Here is a 23,351-nt window from a genome sequence, read left to right as displayed (position 1 = left end):
TTTTATCGTATTTTCACTTCTATTCCTATTATATAATAACTGTTCCATTAATTGAACTAATAAATTGAATATAATAAATTTAACTCAATTCTGAAAATCGTTAATTTTCAATCATCTTGCTCATAGTATCATCATATGACTTCTTGAGTCTTCCTTTTAAAGAATCTACTATACTCACATTCAACTCTCCATTAATATAATCATCAATGGGCAGAATTTCGAAAAACAATTTATTATTCTCTCTGTATTTATAGACCCAAGTCGGTATATACTGTATATTTTTAATTACTGTTTCTTGAGAAGAAAAATCTTTTTCTATCTCTAAATTTATCATTACTCCATCTTCAGTATAAGAATTATCCATAGTTTCTTTTCTCTGATTTGATAAAAAATTTCCCATAGAATAGATTATAAAATTGTCTTTTCCATCCCTATTAATTATTTGAGATCTTTGTATTACATGGGGATGGCTACCTAATATAATATTTGCACCCCATTCTACCATTTTTTCACCTAACTCTATCTGATAGCTGGAAGGCTCTCTTTGATATTCATTCCCCCAGTGAATAAATACTACTATTAAATCAATATCTGAAGATCTTGCCTTTTCAATATCTCTTTTTATTTTCTCTTCATCTATTCTATTTACCATATATGATAATTCTTCCCCTGTTAAAGTAGAATCCATACCATTTAAACCATAGGTATAGGAAAGGAATCCTATTCTTATATTCTCTATCTCCTCTATAAGAATATTATTATTTGGTTCTTTATATGTCCCTATATTTTTCATTCCATACTCATTTATATTATCTATAGTCCTAATTAATCCTGTCTTTCCATGATCTAAGCAATGATTATTGGCCGTAGCAAGTATATCAAAGCCTGTCTCCTTTAAGGCTAAAAGAGATTCCTTTGGTGTATTAAATCGAGGAAAGCCAGAAAAAGGAATTTCTTCCCCCGCAGTAACAGTTTCAAAATTTCCTAATGCTATATTGGCTTTCTCAACATATTTCTTTATATGTCTAAATGTAGAAGTAAAATCGTAGCTTAGAGTTTCTTTGTTGAAGGCTGCTTTATATTGTGGTGAGTGGAACATTATATCTCCAACAGCTAGAAGATTTATAGTAGATATCCTGGGCTCCTCAATAACCTCAGTAATATCATCTAAATTTTTAATTACAGATTTTTCCTCGTCTATTTCTTTGTCTGCTTCTATGTATTCACTTGTTATATTTGTTTCTGCAGATTTGAACTTCATATAAGCCGCTGCTCCCATAAATCCTAGTAAGCAAAATGCTAGAATCAAAAATATTATAATTATGTTATGTTTTTTTCTCACAGTATTCCCCCTAATATATCAATAGCTTGTCCTTTTGCTCTAAAGGTAGAGATATCTCTACCTTTATTTTATACTTTGTTAATATTTTATACAATATTATTATTCTTTTCTCTTTAAACCTATTACTCTAGACTTTGAATCATACATAAAATTTGCTAATTTTCTTTGATTTAATATCCACAAAAATATTACATATGGAACAAAAACCATTGTAAGCTGAGGTATTTCTGCCATCAGTATAAAGTCAAACATCCCATGCATAATAATAGGCATATACAAAGATTTTCTCATATTCATTCTTTTTCTATCTATATTCGTGTCAAATTTAGCTAAGGATAGATAATATCCCATAGTTATACCAAAAACAGCATGGGCTGGTACTGAAAATATTCCTCTATATAGCCCAATAAAAGGATTATTAGTATATCTATATGCAACATAAATTATATTTTCTACAGTAGCAAAACCCATAGTTGCAAATACACAATAAACTATACCGTCTAATTTCTCATTAAAAAACTTTGTTTTATAGGGATATTTTAATACTACTAGTCTTTTAAAAAATTCTTCTGTAAATCCTGCAACTAGGAAAGCATTATAAAAAGCACCTAATACGCCAGGAAATATATTAAATGCGATTAAAATCTCTTCAACTATAACTGAAGGAATTACTGTTAATGCTCCTAAAATATAGGTAAATAGTAAAACCCTTAGAGGCTCTCTATCATGTCTATCAGATAAATATATGCCTGCGATTATGATTATAGCAGGTATCACTGCTATAATTAAAAGTCTAAGTTCCAAAACATTACCTCCTTATGTCTTTTCTTATAGTTTCCCAAAAACATAAAAAAATAAACCCTAATGAAATTAGGGTCTATAAAATTCTATAGTTTTTCCTTGGGACTCATATTTCTTCCTCATATAAGATAATATTAATATTAAAAGTCCTAATGATATCAAAACATCCCCAATACTTATTATTTTAGGAAAAGGATATGGTTTTGGTATTGGTATTATATCTCCTAAAAAAGTTAACTTTGTAGCTTTATTAGCTAAAGTATGAGTCATTATTCTTCCCTCTTCTAATAGTGATAACTGAGTATATAATTTAGAAACCTTTAAAGCATTTATTGCAACAGGCATTCTCCCACTATTTAGTGAAAGAGGTAAAAAATTTAAAATAGATCCAAATAAAGTTATTCTAAGTCCATTCTCATGAAAATTCATTATTAGCCCAATGATTAGTAATAAGTAGATAAATATATGTATATAAAAGAAATTATTCTCTATAATATCACTTAAATTTCCACCGGTTTTAGAAACTATTAATAAGGATATGATTTCTACTGAAAAAGCTACAACAAATAAATACCATCCGTTTATATATAAATTACCGATATTTCTTATCTTTCCACCCATTAATTTCCCAAGTAGTAAAGATAGTGTAATAGTTTCGATTACCATAATAAAACAACCTCCTAAATAAATTCACAATGCGCACTCCGCAGTCTCAAAGCTCAAATTCATTTACTCGCTACGCTCATATGAATTTGGTTCTCGTTGCCTTTTTGTCCAATAAGCGTAGCGAATTGTAGACAAAACGGACAGCGTAGGTGCGTTTGACCTACATCAACTCACTAGCGTTCGCTGTGTTAGGTCATAAAAAGTAGAAAGCTAGACACAAAGTGTCTAGCATCATACTATGTTTATTAGTATGCTACAAATAGCTCTTTCTTCGCATTACAAAGTGGACATTTATCTTCTTCACCTGTTAGTGTAATATATCCGCAAACTGGACAAAGTTCCACAACTTTTGCTTCTAAGTCATTACCAGCATCTACCGCTTCTTTAGCTCTAGTGAAAAGCTCTGCATGAACTTTTTCTGCTTCAATAGCAAATCTCATTGCTGATATAGCTGTTTTTTCTCCTTGCATCTCTGCCACTGCTATGTAAGCTGGATACATTTGATTTACTTCATGCAGCTCTCCATTGATTGCTCCCTGAAGATTCTCTGAAGTAGTGCTAAGCCCAAATCCTGCTCCAGATGCTACTAAAAAATCACCTGAAATATCTTTTAACGCTTTGAAATGAAGTGTAGCATGAACTTCTTCTGCATCTGATGTAGCCATAAATAATCTAGCCACAGTTGGGAATCCATCTTTATTAGCCTTATCACTCCATATTCTATATCTCATATGTGCTTGAGATTCACCACCAAATGCTGATCTCAAATTTTCCGCTGTCATTGCGTTCATCAAAATTCCCCCTTTATAAATTTTATTATATACATTGCATACTATATTGTATACTATATTCTAAACAATGTCTAGAATATGCAACTCTCTTCATATATATTCCCATTTTGTATAGCCCTAATCATAAAAAAATGAGACTTTTTAGTCCCATTTTTATATAAACAAGCTCATATTAGAGTCATCTGCTGCATTGAGCATTGTGGCTACTCCACCAATTTCTATTCCATCGAGGAGTTCTTCTTTAATTACTCCCATTACATCCATTGACATCTGGCATGCTACCATTTTAATTCCAGATTTAATTCCTTGTTCTATTAATTCCTCTAATGAAGATATATTTTTATCCTTCATTACCATCCTTATCATCTTAGGTCCCATACCTGCCATATTCATCTTAGAGAGCCCAAGTTTTCTGGTATTCTTCGGCATCATCATTCCAAACATTTTACCCATAAAATCTTTGTTTGTCTTTATATAGGAGTCCTTTTTAATTATATTTAATCCCCAAAATGTAAAGAACATAGTAACTTCTTTGCCCATTGCTCTTGCACCATTTGCTATAATAAAAGATGCTATAGCTTTATCAAGATCTCCACTAAAGACTATAATATTTTTATCATCTTTTACTTGTGGTACACTTTTGCCAATTTGCCCCTTAATTTTACTCCCTTTTTCAATTAAAGCAACAAATTTCTTGTCTCCTTCTTCAGTTCTTATTAATATATTTCCTGTATTCTTATACCAAGCAGCGATATCATTGATAAACCCTGGATCTGTTGACATTACTTCTAATTTATCTCCCTCATCAATAGTTTTGATTTTTTCACTTACTTGCATAATAGGACCAGGGCAAGATAAACCACAAGCATTTAATTTAAAAAATTCACCTGTTTCAGCTACCTTGGCATCTATTTCTTCTAATCTTTTAGTTTTCTTCTCCACTTTCTGAACTCCAGAATCACTAAAGACTTCAGGCCCACTGCTGCTAATACCACAAGCATCATCTTTATTATTTTGACAAAACATAGTCTTATAGGTATTAAAACCCCCTGCTAAATTTTTAGCTATAAATCCGTTTTGAGCAAGAATTCTTGTACCTATATATCCTCTAAGGCCTACAGCACAATACAAGATATATGATTTATTTTTATCCAATTCTCCAAGTCTATTCCTTAGCTGTCCTAAAGGAATATTAATAGAGTTTTCAATATAGCCCATATTTATTTCCTCTTTTTCTCTTACATCTAAGATAATAATATTTTCTTTATCTAGCTCTTCTAATTCCTTCCAAAGAACAATGTCAACTTTTCCTAATAGCTGATTTTCCGCTGCAAATCCTACCATATTCACTGGATCCTTAGCTGAGGAATATGGTGGTGCATATGCGAGTTCTAGTTCTGTTAAATCAGAAACTTTTCCTCCAAATCTAATGGCAGTAGCTATTACATCTATTCTCTTATCTACACCCTCATATCCTACTATTTGTGAACCTAGAATTTTACCATCAAAGTCAAATATTAGTTTTATGGTCATTGGTAGAGCTCCAGGATAATATCCTGCATTGGAATTGGAATGAATAATTGCTATAAAATAATCCTTTTTGTATTCTTTTCCTAGCCTATTTAAAGTTTTTTCATTTGTACCTGTATTAGCTACTGTCAAATCAAAAACCTTAGCAATACTCGTTCCCTGAGTTCCTTTATATTCTTCCTCTGAACCTAAAATATTATTTGCAACTATTCTGCCTTGTTTATTAGCTGGACCTGCTAAAGGTACCATTGTCTGAACATTGTTTACATAGTCTTTAACTTCAATAACGTCTCCTATAGCATATATAAAGTCATCAGAAGTCTTTAAATATTTGTCTACAATGATTCCACCTCTTTGATTTACCTCTAGTCCTGCATCCTTAGCTAATTCTCCATTAGTCTAATGCCTATGGATAATATAACTATATCTCCTTTAATTTCAGCACCTGATTGTAAAGTAATAGTAGTCACTTCACTACTATATTCAAATTTGCTTACTCCATCTTTTAGTCTAAGGTCTACTCCCTTTGACTTCAAATGCTCATGAACTATTTGTGCCATCTCATAATCTATCGGTGCCATTACTTGATCTAGCATCTCCACTATGGAAACCTTTAATCCTAAATCATGTAAATTCTCAGCCATTTCAAGACCTATAAATCCACCACCTACTACTATAGCAGACTTTGGACTTTTTTCATCTACATAAGATTTTATGGTATCTGTATCTGGTATATTCCAAAGGCTAAAGATGTTAGGTGAGTTGATTCCTGGTATTGGTGGCTTTAAGGGCGTTGATCCTGTGGATAAAATAAGATAATCATAGTATTCCTCATATGTCTTATCATTTTTTAAATCTTTAACCAATACTTTTTTATCTTCCTTAAATATCTTCGTAACTTCTGATTTTATTCTTACATCTACGTTAAATCTTTCCATAATACTTTGTGGCGTTTGAACCAATAAGGAATCCCTATTTTCTATAGTTCCTCCTATATAATACGGCAAACCGCAGTTTGCGAAGGAAACATATTCTCCTCTTTCAAACAATACTATCTGAATATCTTCATCAAGTCTTCTAAGTCTGGCTAGAGCTGTTGCACCGCCAGCAACGCCACCAACGATAACTACTTTTTTACTCATTTTTAATTCCTCCTTGCCAATTTTAACATTAAACCTATACCCCGTATCTGTATATTTATATATTATGATATCGTACTATTTTTGTCAATAAAATTTTATGTAAAAAAGATTTATATGTAATACCTATGCCAAGTTCATATGAAAACGAATTAGCATTTTCCTATACATTATAAAGAGACTCATATCTTGTAGATATGAGTCTCTAGCTTTATCTTTCTATATTCAATATTTATATTCCTAAAGCTTCTTCGGGTGTTATATATGGTCTTTCCTGTTTTCTTCCAGTCTCTTTCAAAGTTAATTTCCCATTATAGAATGATAAACCTCTTCTAAGATATTTATTATCCTTTAATGCCTTTTCCACTCCTTTATCTGCTATTTCTAGTAAATATGGAAGAGTTGCATTACATAGAATTTGAGTTGCCGTCTGCGAAAATGCAGATGGTATATTATCTACACAATAATGTACTATTCCATTTACTTCATATATTGGGTCATCATGAGTTGTTGATTTACATGTCTCTATAGCTCCACCTTCATCACATGCTACATCTACTATTAATGCTCTATTTTTCATTATAGTTAACATATCTTTACTTACTAAATGATCTTTTCTCCATTTTGGCCAAAGGATACAATTCATTAATACATCTGTCCTCTTTAGACACATCTCTAGATTGTTTCTATTAGAATACAAAAATTCTACATTTGGTGGTAATACTTTTCTTGCTGCTTCTAGCTTATTTACATCTATATCTAATACCGTAACTTTGTTTCCAAATGCTGATGCTAATTCTGCTGCACCTACTCCTGAATTTCCCGCACCTATAACGGTTATTTCTGGAGTTCTTATGCCATCTATTTTCGACAATAATATTCCATTTCCTCCATAGATTTTCTGCATAAAATTTAATGCTGCTAGAAATCCTCCCTTTCCGGCTATAATACTCATTGGTTTTAATAAAGGAAATTCCCCATCTTTATCATCCACATCCTCATAGGCTATCCCAATAATTTTTTTGTCAATCATGGCATCTGTTTGTTCTCTATGAGCATTAGAATGAATATACGTAAATATTATTTGACCTTCTCTCATATATGCAAACTCTTCTGGAAAAATTTCTTTTACTTTATAAATTAAATCTGATTCTGCAAATATTTCTCTGGCTGTATCTATTATTTCCGCCCCTTGAACCTTATAATCTTCATCAGTAAATCCGCTACCTATTCCTGCATTTCTTTCAACTAATACTTTATGCCCTTTATTTACTATTTCTTTCACCCCATTAGGATCACATGCTACTCTGTATTCATATGGCTTTATTTCTTTTGGTATTCCTATTTTCATTATTCATTCCTCCAAAGCTCAATTTTGCTATAACATAATTCCTATTACTAAATAAAGTAATGCCGATATTCCTGCTACTGAAAGTGCATAGGGCACTTGTGTTTTTACGTGGTCAATATGATCCGAGCCAGCTGCAAGTGATGATAATATTGTTGTATCTGATAATGGCGAACAATGATCTCCGAAACATCCTCCCCCCATTACTGCAGCTATAGTTGCGTATACTAAGGTTGTTATATTTCCACCTGTCAAATTAAATGCTAATGGTACAACTATTGGAGTTAAAATAGCATATGTCCCCCAGCTGGTACCCGTGAAAAAGGATATAAAAGCTCCTATGAGGAATGTAAATACTAGCAATAATGCTGGCGTCATCCATGAACTAGCAATTGATATAACATAGTCTGCTGTTCCAAGTTCTTTACTTATTGCATTAAGTGAATATGCTAATGCTAAAATAATAACTGCAGATACTATACCTTTGATACCAGCTATAGCTGTCTCTACTAATTCAGGAATAGTTCCCATCTTTTGAATTAGCATTGTAATAAATTGAAATGCTACTGCGGCGACAAATCCCTCAAGTGTCTTTGCACTTCCGTTAATTATATATGTTCCTAAGGTAATTGAAATAATAATTAATGCTGGAGCAAAGAAGTTTAAAAAAAGATTTGGCTTTATACCTTCATTAGGCTTAATTTCTGAAAGCTCTTTTCCTAATAATGGTCTTGCATTATCATTCATAACCTTTCCTGTTTCTCTTGTTCTTTTCTCAGCTTTGCCCATAGGCCCAAAGTCAGGAATTATGCCTATTGCTATTACCCCTACCATAATTACGGATAAAATACCATAAAAATTGAACGGAACCATTCTAACAATTGCATTCATAGCTATATTTTTATCCGTAAATGCTCCAATTCCCACTAATAGCCCTGCTACATATACACCCCAAGAGGAAAAGGGAATAATTGTACAAACTGGTGCTGATGTAGAGTCACATATATATGCTAATTTTTCTCTTGATACTCTTGCTTTATCTGTTATATTTCTCATAACTGTACCTACATATAGAGGACTAAAATAATCACTAAAAAATATAAATATACCTAGTAGCCAAGCTAGTATTTGAGCACCTCTTGCTTTTACGTTCATTTTTTCGATAGATTTTGAAAAAATATCAATGGCACCTGATTTTTGAAAAAATGCTATCATAATACCTACAAAAACTTCTATACTTAGTACCCAGATAAAATCTGCATTTCCTAGTGCGGATTGAGCTAGACCTGTAAATCCAAATAATATATTTTGTCCTGTAACTAATATCCCAACTAGAACTCCAATTAATAATGAAAAAACTGCTTCCCTAGTAATAAATGCGAGGATTAATGCTGTGAATGCTGGTAATAATGATAAAATTCCAAAGTTTGTAACTGGATCCATGATATTACCTCCTTAATTTTTATAAATCCTATAAAATTTCAAGTAAATCTGACAAATTATACTTATTAAGACCTAATGTTTCTATTGTTCTTTTTTTCTCTCCTCGATAATCCCTATCCATAATAATTGATGCAAGTTTTATTACTGAATCCATTACGGGTGTCTCTACCCCAATTTCCTTGCCAAGCTCTGCCATAAATATTAATCCATAGCCAACATCTTCATTTAAGTATCTATGGTCTAAGGTTGATTGTGCTCCTATTCCCTTAAATCCCATAGCTTCTGAATATCCTTTATCATATGTTGCTTCCTGCATATAACCTTGTTTCATCCCTAGGACTGGATCTTCAATAATACTAAATCCAAGTCTATGACCTATTGCTATTCTCTCTTTATCTACTTCCTTCATTAATCTTCCTACAGCTGTGGTTACCCCATCTTCGTAAAAATAAAAATCACCTTTAGTTCTCTCTATTAACGCTGCATTTAGTAATGTTACAGATGGATGGATAACTGGATTGGCATTTTGCAATGTTGTTTGCAGTACATTATTTGCAGGAATTAACGCTGGATAAACTTCTTTTATTAATTCATGAACCTTAGAAGTATACTTACTAGGCAGAGCTGCGAGAAATACACCATCTTTTAACTTCAAAAATATATTAATACTTGCAGGTCCATTAATTCTTACAGCATAAGGCAAAGTGCTTGTTTCAGCTATTAAATAATCTTCATTATCTAGACTTAATCCTAATGCATTTTTAAATACAATACTACCGCCACAAGAACTAGGACATACTATAAAAGTTTGACCCTTTTCTAAATAAGGTTTTACAGCTTTTCCAAAAGGTTCTGTACTATAGGCTGGTCCTACAATAAATATTAGCTGTGCCCCTTTCAAAGCTTTCTCTAAATCATGACCTACATATGATAATTTTTGAAATCCTTCTAACATTCCCGAACTAGAAATACCACCTTTATCATTTATGGCATCAATATTAAAAGAAAATTGTTCAAAATCGTATAAGTATACTTCGTGTCCTGCTTTTGCCCAATCAAAGGCAACGGCACAACCACCATTTCCTGAACCAAGTACTGCAACTTTCATTTCTACTCCCCCTTAGAATTTTTCTTGCAATAGGTCTATAGCATGTTGCACTATTTTTTTTCTGATTTCCTTTTCCTTTTCTTCAGTTTCATTGGGATTACCTACTGGATAAGGTATTGCTACTGCTGGAACTATCCTTACTGCTCCGACTGTCTTTGAAATTGGCGTTACTGTACATATATGTGATGCCGGAATACCTATATTCTCTACTTCTTTTACTATGGTTGCACCGCAACGTGTACATGTACCTCAGGTTGATGTCATTATAACTCCATCTACCCCTACATCCAATAATTCCTGCGCTATTTCTTTTCCCATTTTTGTAGCATCTGCTACCGAGGTAGAATTTCCTGTAGTTACGAAGTAATGTTCATGTAAATTTCCTATTTCTCCATTCTTTTCCAATTGTTTAAATAAGTCCAGTGGTAACAACCTATTTGGGTTATGATTTGCATATACTGGATCAAATCCTGCGTGAACTGATTCAAATTCTCCTTCTTCAAATCTTTCTATACTATCTATTGGATATTTTTTATAAAATTTTGCAGTAGCGGCTGGCAAATGATCAGGATTTTTCATAGGCACTAATCCACTAGTTGTTAATAAGGCAATCTTTGCCTTCTTTATATCAAATATTGGCTCTGCTGGAGTAATTGTATTATATATTGGTATTGGAATTTCAGTTTTAAATTCTTCTCCCTTTAGCTTTTTAATTAACATATCAAGCGCTCTTTCTGCGCCATTTTTTTCTTTAAATACATTGATTCTAATTCCCTTCGGAATATATCCTTCTTCATTAGGTAATCCAATATCTTCATTTTTTAACAATTTATTAGCCAATTTTGCCATTTTGAAAATTGCCTTTCTCATTGTAGCAGCAGAATTACCAGTTTCTACAATATAGGTATTGCTCTTATATATCTCAACTGCTGGGTTTTCTATATACATTCCAGTTATAGTGTTGATTCCATATTTTTCATTAACAAAACTACATATATCTCCACAAGCTATACCAAATCTTCCTGCGTTAAATGCAGGGCCTGCTACAACTAAGTCAGGATTAAGCTCCTCTATATGTTTAGATATGAATTTTCTCGTTTCCTCCATATTTTCTGCATAATAATTGTCTCCACAAATTATTGTAGCAATAATTTCACCCTCTAAATCCTTGAACAAATTTGCTGAACCTATCATACTTCTTTCTATTTTGGGTAGTATACCTGCCTTCTCTTCTCCTCCAATTTGTCCAAAAAATTGATTAGTGTAGAATAATATTTTTTTCATCCTCTCACCTCCTAAATTGTCACTGCTGATAAGTGACTAAAACCTTGTAAATTATGACTACCTAATATACCGTGAACTTCTATGATTAGAGACCCATCCCCTTGCCTTGAACCTTGGAAACCTCCTGTAATATGTTCTAACGCATCGAAATCTCCTAATATCACATCCATCGGTGGTATTTTAATTGTTGCATTGCTATTTCCAGTTGAAACCATGGCATTAGCCTCTATAGTACCATCTGGTAAGGATTCAGATTTACCATCTACTCCAGCATCTTCATTGCTAATAAGGACTGTCTTTATTCCTTTGTTTTCAAGTCTCTTACATATCATCATTAAATCAGTTGTTGGATTACCAAAACCCTCTTGTGATTGAATAACTCCATCAGCTCCAAGCATTTCCACCATTCTAGACGTAATCACTGCATTTCTATATTTATCTGCTAGATATGTAGTCATAGGACTTAGGACTACACCTATGAAATTTATTTCTTTCCCATGCCTTTTAAAACATTCATTAATAATAGCATTATTTTGATGATGGTATGTTGTAGTTTTAGACCCTGCTGATACACAGTTACCGCTAACTAATGCACCATCAAATACCTCTAGGGGATTAACTGCTGTTGGAACCATAGTCTTAACATCTTTTCCATAAAAATAGGTGTCATGTAAAAGTCCTTGACCTACACATTGATAAACATATGCTACTTTTGGTAGTTCTGGGTACTCTTTTAGCTTAACTGATAAGCTATTCCAATTATAAATCTCTTCTTCATAATTCTTATACTCTAAGGCATGTCTTCCAATATAATGTGCTACTTTTACTCCACCTACTCTTACCGCCTCTTCATGTTCATGTTGACTTACTCCGATTTTCTTCTTTATATTAAGGACAAGATTATTTAACTGAGAAAATGGTGTATATTTAGTTAAGGGACCCTTCATATCAATTATTCCTTCCTGAAATCCCACTATAGGCCCCGTTGTGATTACAGCACAATTCTTTAATGCATAAGTAATCCCTCTGCCAACATCCTCTATTGCTCCATTTATCCCAGGAAAAACATCACCATTTAACTTTGCTCTAGGCTCTATAACATCCTTAACGGGAATTATTCTGATGGACTCCCCAGGTCTCGCTATATCTATTTGCACTTCTAATATTCTTTCATCTTCTAATAACAAGTCTTGGATTTCGTCCTTTGATATAGTTAATACTCCATTATCTATTTTGGTAGCCAGACCAAATACTATATCATTTACTTTAATCTTTCTTAGAATTAATTCCATATCTTAACCTCCTTTTTCTTACTCTCTTTACACCATCATGTTAATGCAAAAGCTATGCCAGTCATTAAAGTGCTATTTTAGTTGTTTAAGGATGATAAAATATAATAAAGGTGACAGAAATCTGTCACCCAGTGAAAATTTTTTTGCTATTTTTTTAACATCAATTAAAATCTATTCCATATTTATCAAGTTTATAGTGTAATCTTTGTCTAGTTATCTTTAATAATGAAGCAGCTCTAGTTATATTACCTCCTGTACTTTCTAAAGCTTTATTTATCATTTGTTTTTCTATTCCTTCAAGCATTTCATCTAAAGATGTGGTACAACTTATATCAAAATTATCCTCAATAAAATCATCATTCTCTTTATTAATCTTATCGTTTAAATATACTGGAAGATGATCTAATTTTATTTCTTCATTATTTCCTACAAAATGAATTGAGGATTCTATTACATGCTGAAGTTCTCTTACATTTCCGGGCCAATTGTAGTCAAGAAACAATTTCATTACTTCATTAGATATACCGATTATCCCCTTGCTATATTTCTCATTGTAAAGATTTATAAAATATTCAACATATACCATTATATCTTCTTTTCGTTCCCTGAGTGACAGTAGTTTTAAACTTATTCCACATAACCTGTAAAATAAGTCCTCCCTAATTTGTCCTAATTCCATAGCCTTGACTGGCTCTATATTCATTGCTGCAATTATTCTTACGTCTACTTCCTTTTCTTGACTACCTCCTACTCTACGAACCCTACCATCCTGTAATACCCTAAGTAATTTCGCTTGTAAATTTAGAGGCATGGAATTTACTTCATCTAAGAATAAAGTTCCTCCATGAGCTTCTTCAAATAAACCTGGCTTATCTATAGCACCAGTAAAGGCTCCTTTAACTGAACCAAATAATATAGATTCAAATAGATTTTCAGGAAGTGCGGCGCAGTTCTGTACTATGAATGGTTTATTTCTTCTACTGCTATAATTGTGAATTGATTGAACGTATAGCTCCTTACCTGTTCCTGTCTCTCCATAAACTATAACTGAGGATGTATTATCTGATATTATTTTTGCCTTTTCTATATTATGTAACATTTCTTTATTTGATGTAATTATATCTTCAAAAGTATATATAGGTCCTTGTATTCTTTTGTATTTAACGGAATCTGTTTTAAAGGAATAGACTTTACTTTTTATCTGCTCTTCAATCTTCGTTATATCTTTAGATAGTTCTATTGCACCAAGAATCTTTCCACTTTTTATTATTGGTATTGTAAGGTTTTGAGTATTTATAATCCTTCCCTTATAATCGCTAAATACCTGCTCTGATAAATAAATCGGCTTTCCTTCATTAATACATCTAATCATAGTACTATCTTTAGGGTTAATACCAGAATATACTTCCAAAAAATTTCTATTTAATATATTCTCAAGATCATCCTCACAACCACTACTATCAAATCTAGGATTATATCTCACAGAATATACAATTTTTCCATGTCTATCTACTATCATTATGGCATCTACATAATTCATGTTGGTTAGATAATTATCATCTTTCATTTTTCACCCTCCAGCTCGTCTATAGTCTTATTATATAATATAGATATAACTTATGGCAAATAACTAACGTATGATCTAAAATATCTTTTTCTCGTCAAAATCTTGTCACAAAAAGGCTCATATCTGCAATAGATATGAGCCTTTAACTTTTTCCTATATTAACTTAATAGTATTTTTTACTATCTATATATTCCTGTACTATTCTTAACGTTTCTCCAAATCTTTGGAAATGAACTACTTCTCTTTCCCTCAAAAATCTTAATGTATCGGTCACTCCTGGGTCATCACTGACTCTGATTAACCATTCATAGGTGGCTCTTGCCTTTTCTTCCGCTGCCATATCCTCATGTAAATCTGCTATCGGATCATCCTTTGACTGAATATATCCGGCTGTCCAAGCTTGACCTCCAGCATTATGAGGAAATGGACTTTTACCATGATTTACATAATGAGCTTCAAATGGTGTTCCTTTTATTTGATGTACTGGCGCATCCTTTACTAATTTCCATACTAAGGTTCCAATTATCTCCCAATGAGCCAGCTCTTCTGTACCCATAGGTTATATGTTATATAGATTAATCACTTGCATGGTAAGCAAGAGGTCATTTTTTTAACACTCTTGATACTCTAGAAAAAATCAAAAAAATAGGACCAATAAGATCCTATTCTATCATTATGCCTTTCTCTAACTCAATTGACAAAACAGCCATAACTCTTGATGCTACATAAGCTATATAATCTTTTTCATCTTCTGTAAATTCCATAATGTCTAAAGAACGTAATAAATCTCTAGCTATAAATAATAGGCTCTCTACCATTATTTATCACCCTTTACATTAGATTTTACTTATATAGTTCTATATTTGAATTAAAAGTCCTTCTTTTTTGGAAAAATTTTTTAAATAAAAAAATGTTGTTTTGAAATCTATTTTAGTATCAATTGTTATATTCTCCCTCATCTTTTATATCACATAATTTAATTGAATTAATACAATAGTATTAAGCACATATCTATATACCTATAGATATATATATCTATAAATGTGCCTTCCTTATCTATAAAGAGACCTTCCTAGGGTCTCTTTACTATTTAATCTAGAGTCAAAATAAGGTCTCAGAATAATTTGTACTTGTACCTAAATTGTAAACCTTTTATATTGTTTTTCATAATATATAATAGTGACAAATTGTTTTATAAATTGCCATAAAGTAAAGCACTAAATACTGTTTCTATTTTTACAGTTTTTTAGACACTTACACCTTATATTATAGTTTATATCAAAGTGTCCAAAAAATCGCTGGAATTGAAAATGTGGAAGGGAGATTTGATATGTCATATATGTCTTATAATAATTGGAATAAATCAAGATATGATCCTTGCATATGGGATCACGATCGTTGTAACTTTGAATGTGAGTGTATTATAAAATGTCCAACAGGATCTACTGGACCAACGGGACCCACTGGGCCTACAGCACCTACTGACCCCGTGATTTAAGGAAAACTGCAAAAACCCTTATTCTATGCGGGATAAGGAGATACCAAAATAAAATATGAGCTATCACATTACACAGGATACCGCCCAATTGGACAAGATAGGCGGTATTTTTGTATCTGGATAGCGGAACTTCGGGGCAAGTTGGCCCGAAGTCGAAAGGAGGGATTGCGAATATCCCGTTGGGGCTTGACCTAAAAATCAAGCCCCTTTTTTCATGCCATAAAACAGACAAGGAGGAAAAACGCATGGCAAAAAATGAGCCAAACAAGCCGGAGGAAGTAAAAACCGCTCCCGCACAGGAAGCAACAACAGAAGAAAAAAGCACTCCCAAACCCATGCCGGAGATTAGCGGCGAAGCTCCTGCCCCGGAAAAGACTGCCGAAGAAACAGCGGCACTTCCCCATGAGGACGGAGTCGCCCTACATGAATCTGATAAGGACAGGCCGGAAGTACCTACCCCATTGACATTCCCGCCCCCGGTGATGTGGTGGTTTCCTTTGACAAAATCAATGAGATTGTTTCCGGGAAACAGGCGGCGGTAAAGGAAGCGGAGCAGACCGCCCCCGAAAAAAAGGACGTGGAAAAATCAGCACATACCGAAAAAAAGGCAGAGCCAGAGAAACCTGGTATGGATAAGGGAAAGGAAAACGAGCCGAAAACGGCTGACAGCAAGCCCAAATCCCGCTCACAAAAAACCACTGAAAAAGCGGACAAAAAGCCTACTCGCCCTACCAAACAGGAAAAAGCCCCAAAGGCTGTAAAACCGGATAAACCGAAACAAGCCGCAGAAATTGGCGGCGGGGCTTCTGATTCCCCGCAAGCTACGGAACAGGCACAGCAAGAAACGCCGCCCCCTGCCCCGGAACTGCCACCCGAACCGAGGGAAGCACCCCGCCCCGGCGAACAGGAACAGATTGTTTATCTCAATCTTTCCGAGCTTTTTGCTTTCAAAGACCACCCGTTTCAGGTTCGTAATGATGAAGAAATGGCGGCTATGGTGGAAAGCGTTAAGGACAAGGGCGTTACCCAGCCTGCCATTGTGCGCCCCCGCGAAGATGGCGGCTATGAAATCGTATCCGGCCACCGCCGCCAGAAAGCCAGCGAATTAGCCGGATTTACGGATATGCCCTGTATTATCCGCAACATGACGGACGAGCAGGCCATCACGCAGATGGTAGAGGACAACACCAATCAGCGTGAAAATATCCTACCCAGCGAACGGGCCAAAGCCCTGCAAATGCAGTTGGAAGCCATCAAGCGGCAGGGTGCGCGAACCGGCAACGGACAGCGTTCCAATGAGGTCGTAGCCGAGCGCAACAAAATGACGGTCAAGCAGGTTCAGCGGTATATCAAGCTCAATGAGCTGGTTCCCGACCTAATGAAAATGGTGGACGAAAAGAAAATCGCGTTCACTCCCGCGGTGGAGCTTGCGTTTATCAAGCCAAAAAATCAGCGGTATATTGCTATCGCTATTGAGGGCCAGCAGTCGGCTCCCTCGCTCTCACAGGCACAGCGTATGCGTGACCTTGACCAAAAGAAGCTGTTAAACCCCGATGTGATTGACGGAATCATGTTAGAAGAAAAAAAGGAGGCAGACAAAGTGATTATTTCAAGTCAAGAACTTTCCCAGTATTTCGGCAAGGAGAAAACACCCCGCGAAATGAAGGATACCATTATGAAGCTGCTTGAGGAAAACAAGGCAAAACTGAAAGAGGTTTCGGCTCCTCAAAAGAAAGCCGAACAGGAAAAATAAGCACTTCGGGTCAAGTTGGCCCGAAGTCAGTGTATGCGGGGCTTTGCCCCGCACCCCAAAGCTCTAAGGATATAATATATTCCCCGTCGCCATATATCAGGTAGCATAACCGGGAAAATCGGTCAAGAGCCTGCCGCCGTAGGCGGTGCTTCGCACTCTTGACGGATTTCTCCCGGTTATGCTTTAAGGCAGTCAAGCGACGGGGATATATATTCCTTTGAGCTGCTCCCTTTCCAAGCGTGGAAAGGGCGGGGGGATAGGTTGACACATTCAGCGCAACAAGAACGGAGGTGCTTAAACAATGAAACGACCTTTAGCATACATTACTGCCGCGTGGTGCGGCAATCACGATACGGACACCAAACAGGCGACGCAATATTGCCGGGCAGTCTATGAAGCCGGTTTTTCCCCGGTTTGCCCGACCCTGTATCTCCCGCTTTTTCTCAATGACGCAATCCCGGAGGAACATAAAAGCGGCATTGATATGAGCCGGGATCTCCTGCGCCGCGCCCATGTACTTGTCGTATGCGGAAGCGATATTGACGAGGACGTAAAGAACGATATTGCCGTTGCCGGACGGCTGAACATTACGGCAACCACGCTGGACGGGATTCTGACCGTGAAAACGCAGGGGCAGGAAAAAGACCATGCTTGAAGCCTTTGTTACCAATCTTGGACGGTATAACGAGGGATATTTGGACGGGGAGCCTTTAAAGCTCCCCGCCACCACCGAGGAAGTGCAGGCTCTTTTGAAGCGTATCCATGTGGACGGTGTGCGGTATGAGGAAATTTTCATTACCAATTATGAAACCGACGTACTCGGCCTGCGTGATTGCTTGGGCGAATATGAAAGCATTGACGAGCTAAACTATCTGGCTTCCCTGCTGGACGATATGCCGGAATGGGAAGCGGAAAAGTTTGCCGCCGCCGTGGACTTCGGGGAATACAATAGTGCAAAAGACCTAATTAACCTCACTCAAAATCTGGATTGCTTTGAGTTTTATGCCGGAATTGAGGACGAGGAAGATTTGGGCCGCTTCTATATCGAAGAAATGTGTACGCTGGAAATCCCGGAGCATTTGGAAAATTACATTGATTATGAAGCCTATGGGCGGGACATGAACTTGGACGAGGACGGACGATTTACCGAGGGCGGCTATGTGGTGCGGACAGGTGACAGCTTTACCGAGCTTTACAGCGGCAGGGATGATTTGCCGGAGGAACACCGGATTTTCGCTTATCCCGAACCGGAAAAGCTCTCGATTCGTGACACCCTCAAACAGTATCAGCAGATGATTGACAATGCACCCGTTCCTCAAAAAGGCCGCACTGCTCCGGCCTGTGAGGAACGGTAAAGCCACTTCGGGCCAACTTGTCCCGAAGTGAGAAAGGAGGTTAAAAAAACTATGGCAAAAACGAAAACCACTACCGAACCGATTCTGGAAAACGAACACGTTAAAGAGCTTTTGGCGATATTAAAGGAAAACAATTCCCCGTCCACAAAGGATTTTCTTTCGGTTCTGAATCAGGTTGGCGCAATGGAAAAACAGCTTGACGCCGCTGTAAAGGAGCTTGCTGCCATGCGGCAGGAATTGAAAACGGCGCAGGAACAAAACCACCCGGTTAAGACCGCTTTGCAAAAGGCGGTCATTGTTATGCAGGGGCAGATATTGGATTTGCGGGAAAAATTAGCGGAGCTAAAGCAAAACGTCATAGACGGTTGCAGGAACGCCGTTGCCGCTTTTAAGGAAACCGGCATTTCCGCACTGGATAACGTGGCCCGTTTCTTTCAGATGCGCCCTACCTTAGAAGCCATGCGGGATATGCTTACAAAGGATATCCAGTATGATGATAAGGCCATTGCTAAAATTGAAGCTATCAGCACCGAATACCATCAGGCCGGGCGGCATTTGAAAAACATGGGCCGGGCCATGCTTGGCAGAGAAGCCGTACAGGAAGTAACACAGCCCGGCAGGCTGGCGGCGGTCATATCCGCTCCATTCCGTGCGGAGCGTTCCCATTTTTCCAGTATAAAAGGCCATGTAGAAAAATCTTTGAATACGCTGGCACGGTTGGAGGAACGGGCGGCAGAGAAAAAGCCCTCTATCCGGGAAGCTCTTGCGACCCACAATGAAAAAATCGCGCAGGCGCAAAAGGACGCTCCCGCCGCAGAACGCCCCCGCCCTGTCAATGCGGAGAGGTAACACACTTCGGGCCAACTTGGCCCGAAGTCCTCCTGCCTATACGATTGTCCTATCTGGCAGGAAAGGAGGAATTTCATGCAGGAAGATATTGAACGCCGGACGATTGCTCTATCCGTCAATGCCACAAAGCTGACGGGCCGGACGCTGGCAAAGGTGTTGGCGGCAGCACTCCGGCAGATACAAAAGAGCCATCAGAAACGGCAGACCCCGCAGGGCAGACAGAGCGTAAAAAAGCTGATGAACCACGGCGTTTCGACCAACAGCCTTGATTTGTCCGGGGATACGAAGCTGTTTGACCGTGTGGCCCGGAAATACAATGTAGATTATGCTTTTCACAAAACCGGGCCGGACAAATATTTGTTATTCTTCAAAGCCGGGCAGGCAGACGCGATAACCGCCTGTTTTGGCGAATACACAAAGCTGGTGATGAACCGGAGCAAGAGTCGCCGCCCCTCTATTCTGAAACAACTGAAAAACTTTGCCGACAGGGAGCGTACCAAACCGCGCCAAAAGGAACGAAAACGGGAGGTGACGCGGAATGAACGATAAAATCCGTAAATATGTGATTCCCAATATTCCCTATCTGTTCGTGCTGTGGTTCTTTCTAAAGCTCGGCACAGCCTACCGCCTTGCGGCAGGTACAGACTTCGGAAATAAGCTGGTTGGCATGATAAAAACCATAAGCCCGGCATTTGCTTCCTTTGCGCCGGGCTTTGTGCTGTCCGACTGGCTCATTGGCCTTGCCGGTGCTGTCATACTCCGGCTGGTGGTATGGTATAAGGTAAAAAACGCAAAAAAGTTTCGGAGGGATGTGGAATATGGCTCGGCTCGGTGGGGAACAGCAAAGGACATCAAGCCCTTTATCGACCCAAAATTCAGCAACAACGTAATACTTACCGGGACAGAGCTTCTTACCATGAACACCCGACCAGCAAATCCCGCCAACGCCCGAAACCTTAACTGTTGTATCATAGGCTCCAGCGGAAGCGGAAAAACAAGGTTTTGGCTGACCCCACAGCTTTTGCAGGCTCATTCGTCCTATGTGGTGGTTGACCCAAAGGGCGGCATTTTAGAGCAGGTCGGCTCTTTTCTGAAAAAGCAGGGCTACAAAATCAAGGTATTTAACAGCATAGATTTTTCAAAATCCATGCACTATAACCCGCTGGCCTACTTAAAGACGGAAAGCGATATTTTGAAGTTTGTAAACGCTCTGATTGAGAACACAAAGGGCGACGGTAAAGAGGGCGATCCATTCTGGACGAAAGCAGAAACCTTGCTTTATTGTGCTTTAATCGGCTATATTGTCTTTGAGGGGCCGGAGGAAGAACGGCATATCAATACCCTAGTGGATATGCTGAACAGCATGGAAACACGGAAGATGATGAAAATTTCAAAAATGCCGTGGACTATATGTTCCTTGGCTTGGAGAAGCGCAACCCCAATCATTTTGCGGTACGCCAGTACAAGAAATTCAAGCTCGCCAGCGGGAAAACGTCGAAAAGTATCCTGATTTCCTGCGGAGCCAGACTTGCTCCCTTTGATATTGGACAGCTCCGGGAGATTATGAGCTATGACGAAATGGAACTTGACCGCATGGGCGATAAGAAAACCGCCACTTTTTTCATCATCAGTGACACCAATACGACCTATAACTTTATTGTTGCCCTTGCTTTTTCGCAGATGTTCAACCTTTTATGCGAACGGGCCGACAGCAAGTATGGCGGCAGGCTCCCCCATCATGTAAGGGTATTATGGGACGAAGCCGCCAATACGGGACAGGTTCCGCAACTGGAAAAGCTGGTTGCCGTTATCCGTTCCCGCGAAATATCCTTATGCCTGTTTTTGCAGGCGCAAAGCCAACTCAAAGCCTTATACAAAGACCACGCTGAAACCATTATGGGAAATATGGACAGCGTGATTTTTCTTGGTGGTCGGGAACATTCCACCATCAAGGAACTTTCGGAGGTTTTGGGGAAAGAAACCATTTCCATGCAGACGGAAAGCCGGACGCGGGGCCAGTCGGAAAGCTACGGACAGAACTTGCAACGGCTTGGCAAGGAGCTTATGACAATGGACGAATTGACCACTATGCCGGGCAACAAGTGTATTTTACAGCTTCGCGGCCTGCGTCCATTCCTTTCCCCCAAATACGATTTAAAACAGCACCCCAATTACAGGTATACCGCCGAAGCTGATAAACGCAACGCTTTTGACGCTTCAAAGCTGGTAAACCGCTGCATGAAAAAGCTCAATCCCAATGAGCAGTATACCGTTTATGAAGTAAGTGCCGACGGGGAAGCCGCCGCCATAGACGAGAACGAGGACATTCTCAACTATGATGATGTGGACGACCCGGAAGCATTTGCATAACTTCGGGCCAACTTGACCCGAAGTGGCAGCCGCCGAAAATGGCGGTTTTTTTGTACCCAAAAACAATATGAAAACATGGAGGTAAATAGATTATGGGATTTTTTACGAGTGCAGTTAGTACCTTACAGACCCTTGTTGTAGCTCTTGGCGCTGGCCTTGCCGTATGGGGCGTTATCAACCTTTTGGAAGGGTATGGCTCCGATAATCCGGGCGCGAAATCGCAAGGCATTAAACAGCTTATGGCCGGGGGCGGCGTTATCCTGCTGGGAACAACGCTTGTACCTATGCTTTCCAGCTTGTTTTAAGGTAGGCCGGTATGGATTTTCTCACCGACTGGATTAACGAATGGATAAAAGGCCTGCTAGTTGATGGTATCATGGGCAATTTAAGCGGCCTTTTCGAGAACGTGAACGACCAGATCGGAGAGATTGCAACACAGGTGGGAACCACGCCGGGGAACTGGAACCCCGGCGTGTTCTCCCTTATACGGCAGCTTTCCGAAACGGTTGTTTTGCCGATTGCCGGACTGGTGCTTACCTTTGTCATGTGCTATGAGCTGATTCAAATGCTCATTGACCGGAACAACCTGCACGACATTGACACATGGATTTTTTTCAAGTGGATATTTAAAACCTTTGTCGCGGTACTGCTTCTTTCCAACACGTTCAATATCGTGATGGCGGTATTTGATGTATCGCAGAGCGTCATTAACAGTGCAGGGGGCGTGATTGCAGGAAATACAGGGGTAAGCCCCGATATGCTGGACAGATTGGAAGCCCAGCTCATGACAATGGAAATCGGCCCTCTGCTTGGCCTGTGGATGCAATCTTTTCTAATAAAGATTATTGTCGTAGCAATCAACATTGTCGTATTTGTCATTGTGTACGGCAGAATGATTGAAATTTATTTACTCACCAGTTTAGCCCCTGTGCCAATGGCAACCTTGGTCAACCGGGAAATCGGAGGCATGGGCCAGAACTATTTGAAATCCCTGTGCGCCGTGGGCTTTCAAGGCTTGCTGATTTTGGTATGTGTGGGAATCTACGCAAAGCTGGTGCAGAGTATCGCCGTAGGCGGCGCCCCCATTGGAGCCATATGGACAGTAATCGGCTATACGGTTCTATTGTGCTTCACCATGTTCAAGACGGGAAGCCTTGCGAAATCCATTTTTGGAGCGCACTGACAACTTCGGGCCAATTTGTCCCGAAGTGAGAA

General features: G+C 37.9%; 23 protein-coding genes and 1 pseudogene. 10 read left to right on the top strand and 14 right to left on the bottom strand.

What is annotated here, in order from left to right:
• Positions 1-100: 100 nt before the first annotated feature.
• From CIW83_RS15315 to CIW83_RS22330, 14 genes are all read right to left on the bottom strand, one after another.
• Positions 101-1,342, bottom strand: coding sequence for a CapA family protein (locus tag CIW83_RS15315; RefSeq protein WP_094902777.1), 1,242 nt, complete (start codon positions 1,340-1,342; stop codon positions 101-103).
• A 99-nt stretch (positions 1,343-1,441) separates the two neighbouring features.
• Positions 1,442-2,146 (bottom strand): PrsW family intramembrane metalloprotease, encoded by a 705-nt coding sequence (locus CIW83_RS15310; RefSeq protein ID WP_094902775.1) that lies wholly within the window; start codon positions 2,144-2,146, stop codon positions 1,442-1,444.
• Between the two features lie 66 nt (positions 2,147-2,212).
• Positions 2,213-2,809 carry a DUF5317 domain-containing protein gene (locus CIW83_RS15305; protein WP_094902773.1) on the bottom strand — a complete coding sequence of 199 codons (597 nt, stop codon included), beginning with the start codon at positions 2,807-2,809 and terminating at the stop codon, positions 2,213-2,215.
• Between the two features lie 245 nt (positions 2,810-3,054).
• Positions 3,055-3,600, bottom strand: a complete 546-nt coding sequence (locus CIW83_RS15300) for a rubrerythrin family protein (protein WP_094902771.1) — start codon at positions 3,598-3,600, stop codon at positions 3,055-3,057.
• Positions 3,601-3,753: 153 nt separating this feature from the next.
• Positions 3,754-5,379 carry a DsrE/DsrF/DrsH-like family protein gene (locus tag CIW83_RS23865; RefSeq protein WP_235601365.1) on the bottom strand — a complete coding sequence of 542 codons (1,626 nt, stop codon included), beginning with the start codon at positions 5,377-5,379 and terminating at the stop codon, positions 3,754-3,756.
• 134 nt (positions 5,380-5,513) lie between these two features.
• Positions 5,514-6,272 (bottom strand): FAD/NAD(P)-binding oxidoreductase, encoded by a 759-nt coding sequence (locus tag CIW83_RS23860; RefSeq protein WP_255374473.1) that lies wholly within the window; start codon positions 6,270-6,272, stop codon positions 5,514-5,516.
• A 229-nt stretch (positions 6,273-6,501) separates the two neighbouring features.
• On the bottom strand, positions 6,502-7,620 hold the full coding sequence (locus CIW83_RS15290) for an alanine dehydrogenase (RefSeq protein ID WP_094902769.1): 1,119 nt from the start codon (positions 7,618-7,620) through the stop codon (positions 6,502-6,504).
• Positions 7,621-7,647: 27 nt separating this feature from the next.
• Positions 7,648-9,060, bottom strand: coding sequence for a Na+/H+ antiporter NhaC family protein (locus tag CIW83_RS15285; RefSeq protein WP_094902767.1), 1,413 nt, complete (start codon positions 9,058-9,060; stop codon positions 7,648-7,650).
• A 28-nt stretch (positions 9,061-9,088) separates the two neighbouring features.
• The gene (locus CIW83_RS15280; RefSeq protein WP_094902765.1) at positions 9,089-10,168 is read right to left on the bottom strand and encodes an NAD/NADP-dependent octopine/nopaline dehydrogenase family protein; all 1,080 of its coding nucleotides are present in this window, start codon (positions 10,166-10,168) and stop codon (positions 9,089-9,091) included.
• A 12-nt stretch (positions 10,169-10,180) separates the two neighbouring features.
• Positions 10,181-11,452, bottom strand: coding sequence for a glycine/betaine/sarcosine/D-proline family reductase selenoprotein B (locus tag CIW83_RS15275; protein ID WP_094902763.1), 1,272 nt, complete (start codon positions 11,450-11,452; stop codon positions 10,181-10,183).
• A gap of 11 nt (positions 11,453-11,463) precedes the next feature.
• On the bottom strand, positions 11,464-12,744 hold the full coding sequence (locus tag CIW83_RS15270) for a glycine/sarcosine/betaine reductase component B subunit (RefSeq protein WP_094902761.1): 1,281 nt from the start codon (positions 12,742-12,744) through the stop codon (positions 11,464-11,466).
• A gap of 160 nt (positions 12,745-12,904) precedes the next feature.
• Complete coding sequence (locus CIW83_RS15265; RefSeq protein WP_094902759.1) at positions 12,905-14,311, bottom strand: sigma-54-dependent Fis family transcriptional regulator; 1,407 nt, start codon at positions 14,309-14,311, stop codon at positions 12,905-12,907.
• A gap of 163 nt (positions 14,312-14,474) precedes the next feature.
• Entirely contained in the window at positions 14,475-14,867 is a 393-nt protein-coding gene (locus CIW83_RS15260) for a manganese catalase family protein (protein ID WP_094902757.1), read from the bottom strand.
• A 106-nt stretch (positions 14,868-14,973) separates the two neighbouring features.
• The gene (locus CIW83_RS22330; RefSeq protein WP_158220144.1) at positions 14,974-15,129 is read right to left on the bottom strand and encodes a hypothetical protein; all 156 of its coding nucleotides are present in this window, start codon (positions 15,127-15,129) and stop codon (positions 14,974-14,976) included.
• A gap of 512 nt (positions 15,130-15,641) precedes the next feature.
• Between CIW83_RS22330 and CIW83_RS22325 the strand changes: the two genes are divergently transcribed.
• The 10 genes and pseudogenes from CIW83_RS22325 to CIW83_RS15220 all read left to right on the top strand — a co-directional run bounded on the left by CIW83_RS22325 (position 15,642) and on the right by CIW83_RS15220 (position 23,319).
• Entirely contained in the window at positions 15,642-15,809 is a 168-nt protein-coding gene (locus CIW83_RS22325) for a hypothetical protein (protein WP_158220143.1), read from the top strand.
• A gap of 110 nt (positions 15,810-15,919) precedes the next feature.
• Positions 15,920-16,351, top strand: coding sequence for a hypothetical protein (locus tag CIW83_RS23105; RefSeq protein ID WP_201259923.1), 432 nt, complete (start codon positions 15,920-15,922; stop codon positions 16,349-16,351).
• Positions 16,294-17,562, top strand: a complete 1,269-nt coding sequence (locus tag CIW83_RS15255; protein ID WP_201259922.1) for a ParB/RepB/Spo0J family partition protein — start codon at positions 16,294-16,296, stop codon at positions 17,560-17,562. Before CIW83_RS23105 ends, CIW83_RS15255 begins: the two co-directional genes overlap by 58 nt.
• Positions 17,563-17,863: 301 nt before the next feature.
• The gene (locus CIW83_RS15250; RefSeq protein ID WP_094902755.1) at positions 17,864-18,217 is read left to right on the top strand and encodes a hypothetical protein; all 354 of its coding nucleotides are present in this window, start codon (positions 17,864-17,866) and stop codon (positions 18,215-18,217) included.
• A complete protein-coding gene (locus CIW83_RS15245) occupies positions 18,210-18,917 on the top strand; it encodes an antirestriction protein ArdA (protein WP_094902753.1) in 708 nt (235 codons plus the stop codon). Before CIW83_RS15250 ends, CIW83_RS15245 begins: the two co-directional genes overlap by 8 nt.
• Before the next feature lie 51 nt (positions 18,918-18,968).
• The gene (locus tag CIW83_RS15240) at positions 18,969-19,766 is read left to right on the top strand and encodes a DUF6674 family protein (protein ID WP_094902751.1); all 798 of its coding nucleotides are present in this window, start codon (positions 18,969-18,971) and stop codon (positions 19,764-19,766) included.
• Between the two features lie 75 nt (positions 19,767-19,841).
• The gene (locus tag CIW83_RS15235) at positions 19,842-20,315 is read left to right on the top strand and encodes a PcfB family protein (protein WP_094902749.1); all 474 of its coding nucleotides are present in this window, start codon (positions 19,842-19,844) and stop codon (positions 20,313-20,315) included.
• Positions 20,305-22,136, top strand: a pseudogene (locus tag CIW83_RS15230) (VirD4-like conjugal transfer protein, CD1115 family). The gene CIW83_RS15235 and the pseudogene CIW83_RS15230 overlap by 11 nt, the downstream one beginning before the upstream one ends.
• 92 nt (positions 22,137-22,228) lie before the next feature.
• Entirely contained in the window at positions 22,229-22,441 is a 213-nt protein-coding gene (locus tag CIW83_RS15225; RefSeq protein WP_011988858.1) for a Maff2 family mobile element protein, read from the top strand.
• Positions 22,442-22,452: 11 nt separating this feature from the next.
• Positions 22,453-23,319 carry a VirB6/TrbL-like conjugal transfer protein, CD1112 family gene (locus CIW83_RS15220; RefSeq protein ID WP_094902747.1) on the top strand — a complete coding sequence of 289 codons (867 nt, stop codon included), beginning with the start codon at positions 22,453-22,455 and terminating at the stop codon, positions 23,317-23,319.
• Positions 23,320-23,351: the final 32 nt, after the last annotated feature.

Origin of the sequence: Tissierella sp. P1, assembly GCF_002266425.1 — a bacterium.
Lineage (GTDB): Bacteria > Bacillota > Clostridia > Tissierellales > Tissierellaceae > Tissierella > Tissierella carlieri.
The sequence above is the reverse complement of the archived record's forward strand: the minus strand, read 5'-3'. Positions and strand labels throughout refer to the sequence as shown.

Excerpts from the sequence above, each read along its gene's own strand:
- CIW83_RS15305 (WP_094902773.1), bottom strand. The coding sequence starts at position 2,809 with ATGGTAATCGAAACTATTACACTATCTTTACTACTTGGGAAATTAATG.
- CIW83_RS15300 (WP_094902771.1), bottom strand. The coding sequence starts at position 3,600 with ATGAACGCAATGACAGCGGAAAATTTGAGATCAGCATTTGGTGGTGAA.
- CIW83_RS23865 (WP_235601365.1), bottom strand. The coding sequence starts at position 5,379 with ATGGTACCTTTAGCAGGTCCAGCTAATAAACAAGGCAGAATAGTTGCA.
- CIW83_RS23860 (WP_255374473.1), bottom strand. The coding sequence starts at position 6,272 with ATGAGTAAAAAAGTAGTTATCGTTGGTGGCGTTGCTGGCGGTGCAACA.
- CIW83_RS15290 (WP_094902769.1), bottom strand. The coding sequence starts at position 7,620 with ATGAAAATAGGAATACCAAAAGAAATAAAGCCATATGAATACAGAGTA.
- CIW83_RS15285 (WP_094902767.1), bottom strand. The coding sequence starts at position 9,060 with ATGGATCCAGTTACAAACTTTGGAATTTTATCATTATTACCAGCATTC.
- CIW83_RS15280 (WP_094902765.1), bottom strand. The coding sequence starts at position 10,168 with ATGAAAGTTGCAGTACTTGGTTCAGGAAATGGTGGTTGTGCCGTTGCC.
- CIW83_RS15270 (WP_094902761.1), bottom strand. The coding sequence starts at position 12,744 with ATGGAATTAATTCTAAGAAAGATTAAAGTAAATGATATAGTATTTGGT.
- CIW83_RS15265 (WP_094902759.1), bottom strand. The coding sequence starts at position 14,311 with ATGAAAGATGATAATTATCTAACCAACATGAATTATGTAGATGCCATA.
- CIW83_RS15260 (WP_094902757.1), bottom strand. The coding sequence starts at position 14,867 with ATGGGTACAGAAGAGCTGGCTCATTGGGAGATAATTGGAACCTTAGTA.
- CIW83_RS22330 (WP_158220144.1), bottom strand. The coding sequence starts at position 15,129 with ATGGTAGAGAGCCTATTATTTATAGCTAGAGATTTATTACGTTCTTTA.
- CIW83_RS22325 (WP_158220143.1), top strand. The coding sequence starts at position 15,642 with ATGTCATATATGTCTTATAATAATTGGAATAAATCAAGATATGATCCT.
- CIW83_RS15250 (WP_094902755.1), top strand. The coding sequence starts at position 17,864 with ATGAAACGACCTTTAGCATACATTACTGCCGCGTGGTGCGGCAATCAC.
- CIW83_RS15245 (WP_094902753.1), top strand. The coding sequence starts at position 18,210 with ATGCTTGAAGCCTTTGTTACCAATCTTGGACGGTATAACGAGGGATAT.
- CIW83_RS15240 (WP_094902751.1), top strand. The coding sequence starts at position 18,969 with ATGGCAAAAACGAAAACCACTACCGAACCGATTCTGGAAAACGAACAC.
- CIW83_RS15235 (WP_094902749.1), top strand. The coding sequence starts at position 19,842 with ATGCAGGAAGATATTGAACGCCGGACGATTGCTCTATCCGTCAATGCC.
- CIW83_RS15225 (WP_011988858.1), top strand. The coding sequence starts at position 22,229 with ATGGGATTTTTTACGAGTGCAGTTAGTACCTTACAGACCCTTGTTGTA.
- CIW83_RS15220 (WP_094902747.1), top strand. The coding sequence starts at position 22,453 with ATGGATTTTCTCACCGACTGGATTAACGAATGGATAAAAGGCCTGCTA.